At 70.8% G+C, this 12,939-nt stretch carries 12 protein-coding genes; 6 read left to right on the top strand and 6 right to left on the bottom strand.

The features are described 5' to 3' along the window. Positions 1-32: 32 nt before the first annotated feature. From OG257_RS03020 to OG257_RS03010, 3 genes are all read left to right on the top strand, one after another. Positions 33-536 carry an LGFP repeat-containing protein gene (locus tag OG257_RS03020; protein ID WP_329204474.1) on the top strand — a complete coding sequence of 168 codons (504 nt, stop codon included), beginning with the start codon at positions 33-35 and terminating at the stop codon, positions 534-536. Positions 537-814: 278 nt separating this feature from the next. Further along, complete coding sequence (locus OG257_RS03015) at positions 815-1,570, top strand: peptidoglycan-binding protein (RefSeq protein ID WP_329204473.1); 756 nt, start codon at positions 815-817, stop codon at positions 1,568-1,570. Between the two features lie 29 nt (positions 1,571-1,599). Beyond that, entirely contained in the window at positions 1,600-2,073 is a 474-nt protein-coding gene (locus OG257_RS03010) for a hypothetical protein (RefSeq protein ID WP_329204472.1), read from the top strand. Between the two features lie 247 nt (positions 2,074-2,320). Here the strand turns inward: OG257_RS03010 and OG257_RS03005 are convergent, their stop codons facing one another. The 6 genes from OG257_RS03005 to OG257_RS02980 form a co-directional block, all read right to left on the bottom strand. Further along, on the bottom strand, positions 2,321-2,818 hold the full coding sequence (locus tag OG257_RS03005; protein ID WP_329204471.1) for a MarR family winged helix-turn-helix transcriptional regulator: 498 nt from the start codon (positions 2,816-2,818) through the stop codon (positions 2,321-2,323). Between the two features lie 153 nt (positions 2,819-2,971). After that, positions 2,972-5,911, bottom strand: coding sequence for a BTAD domain-containing putative transcriptional regulator (locus OG257_RS03000; RefSeq protein WP_329204470.1), 2,940 nt, complete (start codon positions 5,909-5,911; stop codon positions 2,972-2,974). Between the two features lie 205 nt (positions 5,912-6,116). Then, complete coding sequence (locus OG257_RS02995; RefSeq protein ID WP_329204469.1) at positions 6,117-6,914, bottom strand: shikimate dehydrogenase family protein; 798 nt, start codon at positions 6,912-6,914, stop codon at positions 6,117-6,119. Beyond that, positions 6,907-7,956 (bottom strand): 3-dehydroquinate synthase family protein, encoded by a 1,050-nt coding sequence (locus OG257_RS02990; protein WP_329204468.1) that lies wholly within the window; start codon positions 7,954-7,956, stop codon positions 6,907-6,909. Before OG257_RS02990 ends, OG257_RS02995 begins: the two co-directional genes overlap by 8 nt. 82 nt (positions 7,957-8,038) lie before the next feature. Further along, complete coding sequence (locus OG257_RS02985) at positions 8,039-8,935, bottom strand: ROK family protein (RefSeq protein ID WP_329204467.1); 897 nt, start codon at positions 8,933-8,935, stop codon at positions 8,039-8,041. Between the two features lie 50 nt (positions 8,936-8,985). Next, positions 8,986-9,420, bottom strand: coding sequence for a type II 3-dehydroquinate dehydratase (locus tag OG257_RS02980; protein ID WP_329204466.1), 435 nt, complete (start codon positions 9,418-9,420; stop codon positions 8,986-8,988). A gap of 160 nt (positions 9,421-9,580) precedes the next feature. Here OG257_RS02980 and OG257_RS02975 point away from each other — a divergent pair, with 160 nt between their 5' ends. From OG257_RS02975 to OG257_RS02965, 3 genes are all read left to right on the top strand, one after another. Beyond that, positions 9,581-10,747 (top strand): DegT/DnrJ/EryC1/StrS family aminotransferase, encoded by a 1,167-nt coding sequence (locus OG257_RS02975; protein ID WP_329204465.1) that lies wholly within the window; start codon positions 9,581-9,583, stop codon positions 10,745-10,747. Further along, on the top strand, positions 10,744-11,886 hold the full coding sequence (locus OG257_RS02970; protein WP_329204464.1) for a Gfo/Idh/MocA family protein: 1,143 nt from the start codon (positions 10,744-10,746) through the stop codon (positions 11,884-11,886). Before OG257_RS02975 ends, OG257_RS02970 begins: the two co-directional genes overlap by 4 nt. 101 nt (positions 11,887-11,987) lie before the next feature. Further along, positions 11,988-12,680, top strand: coding sequence for an HAD-IA family hydrolase (locus OG257_RS02965; RefSeq protein WP_329204463.1), 693 nt, complete (start codon positions 11,988-11,990; stop codon positions 12,678-12,680). Positions 12,681-12,939 lie beyond the last annotated feature (259 nt).

Raw genomic sequence — 12,939 nt, 5'->3', positions numbered from 1 at the left:
CCGCGTACAGCTTCGGCCGGAGGTCGAGAGACATGACAGCCATCGACGACAAGTGGACACAGGTTCAGTGGATCGGCGCTCCGTCCGACGCGGGCGCGGGCAGCCACGAAGGGCCGAACCCCGACGGGCGGGGAACGTCACGGGACTTCGCGAACGGGTCGATCTACTGGACGCAAGGGACAGGTGCGCACGAGGTCCACGGCGACATCCGTCTCCACTACGCCGAACTGGGCGGCTCCGGCGGCTTCCTGGGCTACCCGCTCACGGACGAGTCGGGATGCCCGGACGGAGCCGGCCGCTTCAACCACTTCGAGGGCGGTTCGATCTACTGGACCCCGCAGACAGGGGCACGGGAGACGCACGGAGCCATCCGCGACCTGTGGGCGGGCATGGGTTGGGAGCGCAGCTTTCTCGGCTATCCGACCACCGACGAAATGGGTCCGGGGGACAACCGCTCGAACCGGTTCCAGCACGGGCACGTGACCTGGACGCCGTCCGGCGGGGCCGTGGCGCACCACAGCACCCTCATCGACTGAGGGGCGGCGAGGTCCTGGGACACCGTGGCGGTGACGACCGCGGGTCCGTGAACACCGCTGTTCCGAGGCGGGTTTGAGGCCGGTGAGAGCCGTTCCCCAGGGCTTTGCGCCCCAGAATCTCCGTGTGGCACAGGAACAGGATCGGCGTCATGATGGTCTTGGAAGTGGAGTCCACGCTTCGGCACCGCGGCCCGAATGCATGTCAATCTGAACGGACCGGCGGCCGAATGCCCCTTCCCGACTTCCAGTCCGCACGGCTCTCGTCTTCGGAGGCCACCATGCCCTGGACCGGTGCGTCCGACATGGAACCCGGCGATGTCATCAGCATCCTCGGCGTCGACCATGTCTTCTACGAGGAAGCGATGCGCACGGGTGGCACCGCTTCCTGGAACAACCAGAATCCCGGCAACATCGTGAGCGCGCAGGGCGAGGCCGAGAGTTACGGAGCCTATCCCGGCAAGCACAACGACATCTTCGCCGTCTTCCCCAGCGAGGAAACGGGCTTCGAGGCCATCCGCCGCTACCTCGCTCGCCGGGGCGACAAGACGATCCTTGAGATGATGCGGACCTACGCCCCGGCCGGTCATGGCGCCAACGATCCCCAGGCGTACGCCCAGAGGGTGGCCGACAGCCTGGGCGTCGGAACGGGAACCGCCGTCGCCGACCTGGACGACGGCCAGCTCACCACCTTCGCCGCCGCGATCCAGCAGGTCGAAGGATGGCGGCCCGGACAGACGCACGGCCCCGACAGTCTGCCGGGAGACATGTCACAGTGGCTGGCCGACCATCCCGGCCGGGCCGAACGGGAGGCGGCGGACCAGCCCTTCGCGCGACGGGGAACCGTGGCACCGGGGGTCAAGAACCTCCAACAGCGTCTGAACGACCTCGGCTGCACCCCTCCCCTCGTCGTCGACGGGAACTTCGGACCCCGCAGCGACCAGGCCGCACGGTGGTTCCAGGCGAACAACGGCCTGACCGCGGACGGCATGGTCGGCAACAAGACGTGGCGCCGGCTCATGGGACTGCCGGGCTGAGCGCACGGACGAACGACTGGAGGAAGACCATGTCAGCGACCGCCACCATTCTCGACGTCTACTGCGTCCACGCGGCGACCGGCACCGACTCTGCCGCGAACAGCGCGGTGGCCGCATTCGCCGGCAAGATCCCCTTGGGCGGGACCACTCTCGAGGCCCTCGTGCAGTCGGTTCCCGAGGCCCTCGCAGCAATCGACGCCTCCCGGGACGACCCCGACGACCTGTACATCACCACCAGCACCCAGGGGGACCTCTCCCAGGCGATCTGGCCGGGCAACGGCTCGGCGGGATCGGTGGGATCCGGTCAGACCCAGCCGCTGGGGTTGGCCGTGCCGGTCGAGGGCGCCCAGAACCTCTCCTTGTGGGACCACGACCTGTCCGGCGACGACCTGCTGGGCTCGGTCCGCATCGAGGAGGCGGAGCTCGGCGAGGGGCCCATCGCCAAGGTCGCCTCGTCGCCGGTCGAGGGTTCGGTCTACCTGGTCAACTACCGGGTGGACTAGGGCCTCCCAGCACCACCCGACCCTCACCCCGCAGAGGCCGGCGGCGCTGCAAGGTCACGCGTGCCGCACGCGGTGGCGAAGGTGTGTCACGTCCTTCCCCTCCGCGGTGGAGACGGGCCACTCCAGCTCGAACCCTGGTCATCCTTCCCGCTCCTTCGTCGGCCCTGTGAAGGGTGGACCGGCGGTGAGGGCGGAACTCATCGGTGCGGGAGCCTGCGCAGGGTCGGAGGCTCCCTCGGCGTCGGGGTCAGGCGCATCCGGTCGACGGGGTCGCCTGGGGAGGGTCGGCCGCGCGCAGACGTTCGAGCAAGGTCTCGGAGATCTCGGTCAGCGAGTCGATCTGACCGTCGCTGAGCGGATCCGTCAGCCACTGGCGGATATGGGCGGCGCGGATCGGGAGGGCCGTGGTGATGGCCGTGACGCCCTCGGGGCTGAGGGCGATGACGGTGCCGCGGGATGCTCCGGGGCACTGCTCACGGGTGAGCAGTCCGCGGCCGATCATCCGGTTCAGGTGGTGATGCAACCGGCTCTTCTCGAACTGGGTGACACCGCTCAGCTCGAATGCGCGCAGCCGCTGTTCCGGTGCCTGTACGAGGGCGCTGAGGATGGCGAAGTCCGGTTCGGACAGCCCGGTGTCCTGCTGGAGCTGCTGGCCGAGCCGTCGCCAGAAGAGCACCTGGGTCTCGAAGAACGCGCGCCAGACGAGGTCTTCGCGCGTCGAGAGGTGGTCTGCGGTGCTGTTCATGGCACGAATTCCTCGGGGGGCGAGTGGCGGTTGACACGTCACCCCAGTGCGCCATGACGGCGCGCCCGTGTCAACCCGCCCCCTGCACGCCGCGTTGCGGCACCGGCCGCCGGACCGGTCCCGCCGGTGCGGCGGGCCCGGTGGGCGGCGCTGTCAACGGCACATCTGGTGCACGCCCTCCGCACCCGTGCACTCCAGGCTCTGCCGGTGCAGCAGCAGGATCTGCCGCCGCGCCGTACCCGCGTTCGGTGACAGTTCCGCCGCGCTCCGGTAGCAGAGAAGAGCCGTCCGTCGGGCGCCCGCCGCGGCTGCCCTGGTGCCTGCTTCCGTCAGGGACTGGGCGATCTGCTGGACCAGGGCAGCGGTCGGCCGGCCGGTGGTGGCCGTCAGGGACACGATCTGGTGGTAGTGGTGGATCAGCAGGTCTCCCTGGTCGGCAGGGAGGCCCGCGATCCAGTTGATCGCGCGATGGTGTCTGACCACCCGGTCCCGGCGGGCCAGCTGGGCGTACGCGACCTCGCGGACCAGACGGTGCCGGAAGACGTACGTGATGTCGCGGGACAGCGAGGTGTGGCGGACCCTGAGCAGAAAGTCCTTCTGCTCCAGCTGACGCAGTCCCGCCGCCGCCTCCTCCGGGTCCAGTTCCGACAGCGCGGCCACGCCCCCGGCCCGGATCTGTCCGTCGAGCACCGCCGCATCCCGCAGCAATGTCTTCCCCGCGGGCGGCAGCGTGTCCAGCTGGGCCGCGACGACATTGCGGACGCGCCGCGGAACGGGTGGAATGTCGCCGTGCGGGCGGTCCCGCAGCACACGGGCGAACTCCTCGGCGAACAGAGGTATCCCGCCGACGAGGGAGACGAGCTCCGCGTCGGTCGCGACATCGACCCGGCGGTTCATCAGGCCCGTCAGAAGTTCGGCGGCCGTGTCGTCCGGGAGCGGGTCGAGGACCAGCGTGGTGGCGTCACGCTTGCCGCAGGCCCACCGCGGGCGGCGCTGCCGCAGCTCCGGACGCGCGGTCACGACGATCAGCAGCGGCACCCGGATCAGGCGTTCGGTGAGGTCCTCCACCTGGTCCAGGAGCGCCCTGTCCGCCAGATGAACGTCCTCCAGCAGCAGCACGGTCGGCTGCTCCGCCGCGACCTCCTCGATGAACCGCCTCCCGGCCGACCACAGGTCCTCCCCGTCGTCCTCGTCGGGCAGGGCGGCCGTGCCGCGTGCGGGGACGACCACCTCGCTCTGCAACCGGCCCAGCATCCAGTCCGCGTCGTCACCGGCCCCCACCAGCCGGTGGACGGCCTCGGTGAGCTTCCGGCGGGCGAGCGCCTCGGGCTCGCCGTCCGCGATACCCGCGTACGAGCGCACAACGGCGGCCAGCGGCGAGAAGGCCGGACCGCCACCGAAGCCCGGTATGCGCACGGCGAGTTCGCGAACCGCGCGCGACCTGCCCCGCAGTGAGCGGCTGAACTCCGCCACGAGGCGGGTCTTTCCGATGCCGGGGTCGCCGAGCACCGTCGCCAGGTGAGGCCGGTCACGTCGCAGTACGTCGCTCAACAGACCTGTGAGGACGTCGAGTTCACGTTCGCGTCCGACCAGTCGTGTGGTGGTCGGCGGCAGAGCGGGCGAAGGGAGCACGACGCTGACCTGGCGGCCGGCACCGGTGTCGTCCGGAGCGGCACGGTCGAAGAGGTAACCACTGGCCCGGCGGGTGGCATCCGAGATGCGGACGCCCGTCGGCCCGGCGGCGGCGAGCAGGACCTCGCACTCGTCCAGCACCGCGCCCGTCACCTCGACGGGCTGACGGTCGGACGCGTCGTGGTAGGTGGCCAGGACCTCGCCGGTGGCCACAGCCAGCTGGACGCTCATACGGCCGGTCATCGCCGCGCCGAGCCGCTCGCGGATGGCCAGTGCCAGCCGCACGGCGCGCCGGGGGTCGTCCTCGTACGCGCGGGGAACACCGAAGATCACCGGCCGGACGGAGCCGAGCGTGCCGTGCACCAGCCCGCCGAAGCGTTCGGCCTCCTCGACGACGATGCCCGTGAGGACCCGAAGGGCCTCGTCGATGCGCTCGGGGTCGTCCCCACTCGTGTCCATCCGCGCGCGGACCATCAGAACGCTCGCCTGCTTGCGTTCGGTCATCGTGTGGTCAGGTCGGCGCTGCGGAACCTCCGCACCCTGCGCCGACGAGGAGGCCGGATCGGGTGCGCAGGGACCGGGCGAGGCCGGCACGGCGAGGGTGCCGGACAGGGCGGTGGGCCGCTCGGCAGACGGCTCAGGGAGAGGCAGGGGGCCGGTGACGTGCACCGCTCCGGGAACGGCGGCGGGAGGTTCGAGAGGGCGATCGGCGGCCGGGCGCTCGGGAGCCGCCTGCCAGGCCAGAGCGGGGCGCTGGTTGAGTATCGAGCGCTCCAGCAGCTGGAGTTCGGGCGCCGGATCGAGACCGAAGCCGTTGACGAGCTCGTCACGGATGCGCTGGTAGACGGCGAGCGCCTCAGGCTGCCGTCCGCAACGGTAGAGCGACAGCATCAACAGCCCGCACAACCGCTCGCGGACCGGCTCCTCGTCGGCCAGGGCCGCGAGCTCCCCGACGAGTTCGCGATGCCGGCCGAGCGCGAGCTCCGCCTCGGCGCAGTCCTCGAAAGCGGTCAGGCGCGCCTCCCGGATGACTGCGGACTCCGGCCACGCGACCCCGGTCTCGAACACATCGGCCAGCACCGGGCCCCGCCACAGGGAGAGGGCCTCCCTCAGCAGCCGCGCCGCCGTCTCCCATGCCTCGACCGCGAGCGCGGCGCGACCGCGCTGCACCAGTTCCTCGAAGCGCGTGAGATCGATCTCCGAGGGGTCGAGCCGCAGCATGTAGCCGGGCGGAGACGTGGACAGCGAGACGGACTCGTCCTCCGAGAGTGCCCGGCGCAGCCCCGCGATGGCGTTCTGCACCATCTTGCGCGCCGTGGGCGGTGCCCCGTCGCCCCACAGCGTATGGACGAGCTCCCTGGTCGCGACGACCTTGTTGGGGTGCAGGAGGAGATAGCCCAGCGCCGCGCGCTGGTTGACCCCGCCGAGCTGGACGGGGACACCGTCTCTCGTGGCTTCCAACGGACCCAGCAGATTGAACCGCATGTATGCCCCCCGTTCCGGCCGGTCCCCGGGCACACGGGCGAGCCGCCGTGCGCACGAGGCCGTATGGGCCGGTCCGATCGGCATGTCGAAGGCGACCCGGCTGCCCAGCATAGGAGAGAACACCCCTGCAGCCCTTGTTGGTTAATGGGCTGTTCACAGTCTTTCCGCGGGGGCCGCGTCCTCACATACCGAGTCGGAAGAAGGAGCGGTAGAGGGCGATCTGATGGTCCAGCATGTGGATCCCATGATGAACGGAAAGGCCCAGTGCGGCTGCCTTCCTGAGCAGCTCGGTCTCCCTGGGATGCATCACGATGTCGGCGACGACCGCGCCGGGTGCCAGCTCGCGCGGTGCGAAGGGCAGCGGATCGCCGGGGTCCAGACCGAGCGGTGTGGCATTCACGGCGACCTCCGCGTCCTGGAGGCGTGGTGTACACGAGCCGGTCGTGCGGCCGGGCGCGCTGCGGTCGAGACGGGCCACCAGTGCGGACAACCGGTCGGGGTCGGGGTCGTACACCGACAGATGGGCGGCCCCCGCGCCGAGGAGCGCCGCCGCGATGGCCGTGCCCGCACCTCCGGCACCCGCCAGGAACACGCGCCTCCCGCTCGGGTCGTGGCCCGCGCTCCGCAGACCGTTGACGAAGCCGACCCCGTCGAAGTTCTCGCCGTACCAGCGGCCGTCGGCCTCGCGCCGCATGGCGTTGGTACTCCCGACCAGCGCGGCGGCCGGGCTCAGCTCGTCCGCGTAGCGGCAGGCTTCCATCTTGTGGGGCACGGTGATGAGCAGACCGTCCAGATTGCTGATGCGCTGAAGTCCGCCGATGATCGCCCCGAGCCGGTCCGCCGGCGCGTGGACGGGGAACAGCACCGCGTCCAGTCCGAGTTGCTCGAAGACCGGATTCAGCAGCGCCGGTGCCTGCACCTGCGCCACGGGGTCACCGAGGACGGCGAACAGTCTCGTGCTTCCGCCGATGTCAGGCATGGCCACCCGGTTCCCGGGGCATGGCCTCCAGAGTGGCTGCCACGACGTGCTCCGGCACGTCCCGCACGAGTTCCGCGCCCCGGGGGCCGTCCAGAACGAACGTCAGCCCGTCGGTGGCCTTCTTGTCCAGCCGCATCAGGGAGATCAGTGCGGCGGTGTGCACCTCGGCAGGCAGCCGGACCGGCAGTCCGTACCCCTCGACCACCGCGGTGTGCTCCATGACCCGCGCCGTGCCGATCCGGCCGAGCGCGCCCGCCAGCCGGCCGGCGAACACAGTGCCCACGGCGACCGCCTCACCGTGGCGCAGGGCGAAATCGGTGGCCCGCTCCAGCGCGTGACCCAGGGTATGGCCGTAGTTGAGGAGATGTCTGGGACCCGCGTCACGCTCGTCCGCGGCGACGACCGAAGCCTTCAGCGCCACGCTCGCTGCGATCTGCTCGTGCAGCGGCAGTCCGCGCAGATCGCCCGCACCTATGAAGTGACAGCGGGCGATCTCGCCGAGACCGTTGGTCAGTTCACGGGGCGGCAGGGTCTGAAGATAGTCGGTGTCGCAGAGCACGGCGCTGGGCTGCCAGTAGGCGCCCACCAGGTTCTTGCCCTGGGGGAGGTTCACCGCGGTCTTCCCGCCGACACTCGCGTCGACCTGCGCCAGCAGGGACGTGGGCAGATGGATGACCGGCACGCCGCGGTGGTAGAGCGCCGCCGCGAGTCCCACCGCGTCGGTGGTCGTGCCGCCACCGCACGAGACGACGGCATCCGACCTGCTGAGCCCGAACTCGGCGAAACGGGCGCAGAGTTCCTCCACCCAGGCCAACGACTTGTCCCGTTCACCGTCCCGGGCCGGTACGACCAGGGACGGGACGCCCGGGTCCGGCGTCCACTCCGGCGGTCTGGCCGTGACCACGGCCACCCGCCTCGCTCCGATCCCGGCCACGACCTCGGCGAGCGAATGACGCACCCCGGGGCCGATATGGACGAGGTACCCGCGATCGGGCAGAGGCACATGGATGCGCCGGGACGCCACGGCCGGTGTGGTGGTCATACGATTCCTCCGACTCTGTCTGTCCTGAGTGCAGATCACTGTGTTGTGCGTGCCTGCGACGGCTGAGGGTGGTGGCCCGCCGTCATTGCCCGCGGGCCAGGGACACGGCTCCGTACAGCGAGGAGAGTCCGCCCAGTGCTGCTTCCCGTACCGGGACGGGCGGCGCCCCCGGCCTCGCCAGCCGCCGGGTGTGCTCGGCGACGACGGTGACGAGCCCCGGTAGTCCGGAGGCGAAACCACCACCGATCAGGACGAGTTCAGGGCGGGTGAGCTCGCACAGGCTGACCGCGGCCACCGCGAGGGCCTCGCCGCTCTCCTGCACGGCGGACACCGCCCATCCGGCCCCGGCCGCGAAGCCGTTCCGCAGGGCGTCGAAGTCGACCGGCCCGCCCAGCAGCGTCGCCGCCCGCCGCAGCGTCGCGGGGCCGGACGCCAGCGCCTGCACACAGCCGTGCCGCCCGCAGTCGCAGCGTGGGCCCGCCCGGTCCACGACGATGTGCCCGACCTCGCACGACCCCCGGCCCGGTCCCGGAAGGGGCCGGCCGTCCACGACGACTCCGCCGCCGATGCCCGTACCCACCCCCAGATAGACGAGATTCCGGCAACCGGCCCGGCCCGCCTCGGCCAGGGCCGCCAGATCCCCGTCGTCCGCGAACCGGACCGCCGCCCCAGGAATCAGGCCACGCAGTTCCTCGTGCAGCCCGAGTCCCGCCCAGTGCGGGCGGCCCGGCCAGGTGAGGACGCGGCCCTCGTCGTCCACCGTCGCCGGCATGGCGACCCCGACGGACTTGACGGGCCCTCCCCATTCCGCCCGCAACAGGCCGACGTGGCGGGCCAGGGCCGCCAGGTCCCGTTCCGTGGCGGACCGATGCGGTGCGGAGCGCGACGCCGGGGGCCACCGGAAGACCGACCTCACGGCCCGTGCGCCGTCGCCCTCTATGCGAAGGGCGACCTTGGTGCCGCCCACGTCGATTCCCAAGTACCCGATGACGACTCCCGATTGCTCTGTCCGTGGATCGAGTGCCTGTCTCAGGCCGGCACCTTGGCCAGCAGGGCCTGGGCCGCCAGCCGGTAGCCGTCCGAGCCCAGGCCGACGATCGCGCCGTCGGCGAGCGGTGCCAGCACCGACGCGTGCCGGAAGCTCTCACGGGCCCACACGTTCGACAGGTGGACCTCGATCCACGGGCGGGGGTACGAGGCCAGGGCGTCCCGCAGGCTCCAGCCGGCGATCATCAGGGCGCCAGGATTGATGATCGCCCCGACCGTGTCGTACGCGTCCTGTACCGCCTGGATCAGTTCGCCCTCGGACTCGCGTTGCACGGAGACGACCTTCCAGCCGCGTCCCGCGACTTCACGGGCAACGGACTCCTCGATATCCGCGAGCGTGTCGGTGCCGTAGATCTCCGGCTCGCGGCGGCCGAGTATCCCCAGATTCGGTCCGTTCAACAAAAGAAGCTCGGTCATGTCTCCGTTATAACAGCTGCACTTACCGGCTCACGCAAAACGAACGGAATGAACACGGGACTGGAGAAATATAGGGGGGTCGTTAGGGGAAGTGACGGCCCGCCATTCCGTGGGTTAGCGTGCCGAAATCCGCATCCTCGACAAGAAAGGCAGCGGAATTATGGGCGCGATCGAGTATCCGGCTCCGGAGTTCCCGGAGTGGCCGCAGTACGACGCCGAAGAACGTGAAGGTCTCATCCGTGCGCTCGAACAGGGCCAGTGGTGGCGCATGGGCGGCAGCGAGGTCGACTCGTTCGAGAAGGAGTTCGCCGACTATCACGGCGCCGAGCGGGCGCTCGCCGTCACCAACGGAACGCATGCACTGGAGCTCGCGCTCCAGGTGCTCGGTGTGGGACCCGGGACCGAGGTCATCGTGCCCGCGTTCACCTTCATCTCGTCCTCCCAGGCCGCACAGCGGCTGGGCGCAGTCGCCGTGCCCGTCGACGTCGACCTCGACACCTACTGCCTCGACGTCGCCGCCACCGAGGCGGCCATCAACGAGAGCACGAGGGCGATCATGCCGGTGCACATGGCCGGCCACCTCGCCGACATGGACGCGCTGGAGAAGCTCTCGGCCGACAGCGGCGTGCCGATCGTCCAGGACGCCGCACACGCCCACGGGGCGCAGTGGCGCGGCCGGAAGGTCGGCGAACTGGGATCGATCGCCGCCTTCAGCTTCCAGAACGGCAAGCTGATGACCGCCGGGGAGGGCGGGGCGGTCACCTTCCCGGACAACGCGTCCTACGAGGAGGCGTTCCTGCGGCACAGCTGCGGGCGGCCCTTCAGCGACCGCAAGTACTTCCACCGCACTTCGGGCTCGAACTTCCGGCTCAACGAGTTCTCGGCCAGTGTCCTGCGTGCCCAGCTGCGCCGCCTGGACAGCCAGATCGCCACGCGGGAGCAGCGGTCGCCGCTGCTGAAGCGGCTGCTGTCCGAGATACCCGGCGTGGTGCCGCAGGGGCGTGACGAGCGCGCCGACCGGATACCCCACTACATGGCGATGTTCCGCATCCCGGGCATCACCGAGGAACGGCGCAACAGGCTCGTCGACGAGCTCATCGCCCGTGGACTGCCCGCTTTCGTCGTCTTCCGGGCGATCTACCGGTCCGACGGATTCTGGGAGACCGGGGCCCCGCAGGAGTCGGTGGACGAGCTGGCCCGCCGCTGCCCCAACACCGAGGCCCTCACCGCGGACGGAATCTGGCTGCACCACCGCACCCTGCTGGGCACCGAGCAGAACATCCACCGGATCGCAGAGATCGTCTCCGACGTCCTGGCCGCGGCATGACCGCCTCCGGCGAACGCGGACGCCCGGTCAGGGTCGCCCTGGTAGGACTTGGCTGGGCAGGGAGATCGATCTTCTGGCCCCGCCTGGACAAGCACCCGCTGTACGAAGTGACGGCTGTCGTCGAACCCGACCGGTCGATCCGCGACCGGTTCGCGGGCGACGGCAGCCCACGGGTGCTCGTCCACGATGCGGACCTGGACCCGGCCACGACCGACCTCGCCGTCGTGGCCGTGCCCAACCACCTGCACGCCCCGGTCGCCACCCGGCTGCTGCACCGGGGCATCCCGGTGTTCCTGGAGAAGCCCGTCTGTCTGAGCGTGGCCGAGGCGGACCAGCTCGCCGAGGCCGAACGGGCCGGCGGCGGCGTCCTGCTCGCCGGCAGCGCGGCCAAGTACCGCAACGACGTGCGGGCGCTGCACGACCTCGCCGCCGGGCTCGGCCCGATCCGGCACATCGACGTGGCCTGGGTGCGCGCCGGCGGCGTACCGGACGCCGGTGGCTGGTTCACCAGCCGGCGGCTGTCGGGCGGCGGAGCACTCGTCGACCTGGGCTGGCATCTCCTGGACACGGTCGGATCGCTCCTCGGACCGGTGGACTTCGAACAGGTCGTCGGGACGGTGTCCGACGACTTCGTCAACAGCGGCTCACGCCGGGCGTCCTGGCGCCGGGACGGCGAGGAGGGCACCGAGGCCTCCGGTACGGCCCCCGCCCCCGGCGACGTGGGAGACGTGGAGGACACGGCGCGGGGCTTCCTGGTCACGGACGGGGGCGTATCGGTGGCGCTGCGCGCGAGCTGGGCCTCGCACGAGGCGCGCGACATCACCCGTATCACCGTCGAGGGAAGGGCCGGTACCGCCACCCTGACCTGCACCTTCGGGTTCAGTCCCAATCGGCAGGGCTCCGTGCTGACCCGCACCGGGGACGGCGTCACCGTCGAGGTGCCCCTGGCCTCCGAGCCGATCGGCGCCGAGTACGCCCGCCAGCTCGACGACCTGCGCGACAGGCTCACCGACCCCCGGAGCCGAGGAGCGGGTGTGGCTCAGGCCAGGCAGACGATCGGCGTCATCGAACAGCTCTACGCATCGGCCCGCACCGCGGGACAGCGCCGCCCGCTCCCGGCCGGTCATGGCGCGCACTGAGGCACGAACCGAGCACGGTCCGACCGGATACGGCCGAACCGCAGGCCGTCCGACCACGTACGGCTCCACCACAGGCCGTCCGAGCAACGTACGGAGATCCCATGTCCGCCCCGCTCCATCCGCCCTCCGCCACTCCCACGACGCGCGCGGCCGTACCCCGCGCGGTGATCTTCGATCTCGACGGTGTGATCGTGGACAGCTTCGCGGTGATGCGTCAGGCCTTCCTGACCGCGTACGCCGAGGTCGTCGGTGACGGCCAGGCACCCTTCGAGGAGTACAGCCGCCATCTGGGCCGGTACTTCCCCGACATCATGCGCATCATGGGCCTGCCGACCGAACTGGAGGCGCCGTTCGTCCGTGAGAGCTACCGGCTCGCCGGCCAGGTGACCGTCTTCGACGGCGTACGTGAGCTGCTGCCGGAGCTGAACCGGCGCGGACTGAGGCTCGCCGTCGCCACCGGCAAGAGCGGTCCGCGCGCCCGCTCCCTGCTCGACCGGCTGGGGCTGCTCGGGTCGTTCGAGCACGTCATCGGATCCGACGAGGTGGCGCACGCCAAACCGGCGCCCGACATCGTTCTGCACGCACTGGACCTCCTCGATGTGCCCGCCGCGGAGGCGATGATGGTCGGCGACGCCGTCACCGACCTCGCCAGCGCCCGGGGGGCCGAGGTCACCGCGGTGGCCGCCCTGTGGGGCGAGACCGACGAGCCCGCACTGCTCGCCGAACGGCCGGACGCGGTCCTGCGCACCCCCGCGGACCTTCTGCAGCTGTGCCCCCAGGTCCTGGCGGCCTGATCCGGCGGCGCCAGGCATTCTCTTCCCCACTGTGGCCACGGCACTTCCGAGTGCCGGGGCCACACGTCGTTTGCGGCCCCCCTCCGCAGTAAGGGCTGCCCTAGGGGGTTGGTTAGGGGAATCTCCGGCCTCCCGCGAGACAACACTGGGAGTGCGAACGACATTATGCCGGGCGGTTCTGTGAGTTTTGCCCACCATTTATTTTCGCCCCGCGCGGTGCCCTGCACTACGCCGCCCGTGGCATGCCACATGTGTTGCC

The sequence above is a fragment of the Streptomyces sp. NBC_00683 genome (assembly GCF_036226745.1).
Taxonomy (GTDB): Bacteria; Actinomycetota; Actinomycetes; order Streptomycetales; family Streptomycetaceae; genus Streptomyces.
This window is presented reverse-complemented; position numbering and strand designations above follow the sequence as displayed.

What these genes read in the sequence shown, in the direction of transcription:
- OG257_RS03020 (WP_329204474.1), top strand. Translation starts at nt 33, where the DNA reads ATGACAGCCATCGACGACAAGTGGACACAGGTTCAGTGGATCGGCGCT.
- OG257_RS03015 (WP_329204473.1), top strand. Translation starts at nt 815, where the DNA reads ATGCCCTGGACCGGTGCGTCCGACATGGAACCCGGCGATGTCATCAGC.
- OG257_RS03010 (WP_329204472.1), top strand. Translation starts at nt 1,600, where the DNA reads ATGTCAGCGACCGCCACCATTCTCGACGTCTACTGCGTCCACGCGGCG.
- OG257_RS03005 (WP_329204471.1), bottom strand. Translation starts at nt 2,818, where the DNA reads ATGAACAGCACCGCAGACCACCTCTCGACGCGCGAAGACCTCGTCTGG.
- OG257_RS02995 (WP_329204469.1), bottom strand. Translation starts at nt 6,914, where the DNA reads ATGCCTGACATCGGCGGAAGCACGAGACTGTTCGCCGTCCTCGGTGAC.
- OG257_RS02990 (WP_329204468.1), bottom strand. Translation starts at nt 7,956, where the DNA reads ATGACCACCACACCGGCCGTGGCGTCCCGGCGCATCCATGTGCCTCTG.
- OG257_RS02980 (WP_329204466.1), bottom strand. Translation starts at nt 9,420, where the DNA reads ATGACCGAGCTTCTTTTGTTGAACGGACCGAATCTGGGGATACTCGGC.
- OG257_RS02975 (WP_329204465.1), top strand. Translation starts at nt 9,581, where the DNA reads ATGGGCGCGATCGAGTATCCGGCTCCGGAGTTCCCGGAGTGGCCGCAG.
- OG257_RS02970 (WP_329204464.1), top strand. Translation starts at nt 10,744, where the DNA reads ATGACCGCCTCCGGCGAACGCGGACGCCCGGTCAGGGTCGCCCTGGTA.
- OG257_RS02965 (WP_329204463.1), top strand. Translation starts at nt 11,988, where the DNA reads ATGTCCGCCCCGCTCCATCCGCCCTCCGCCACTCCCACGACGCGCGCG.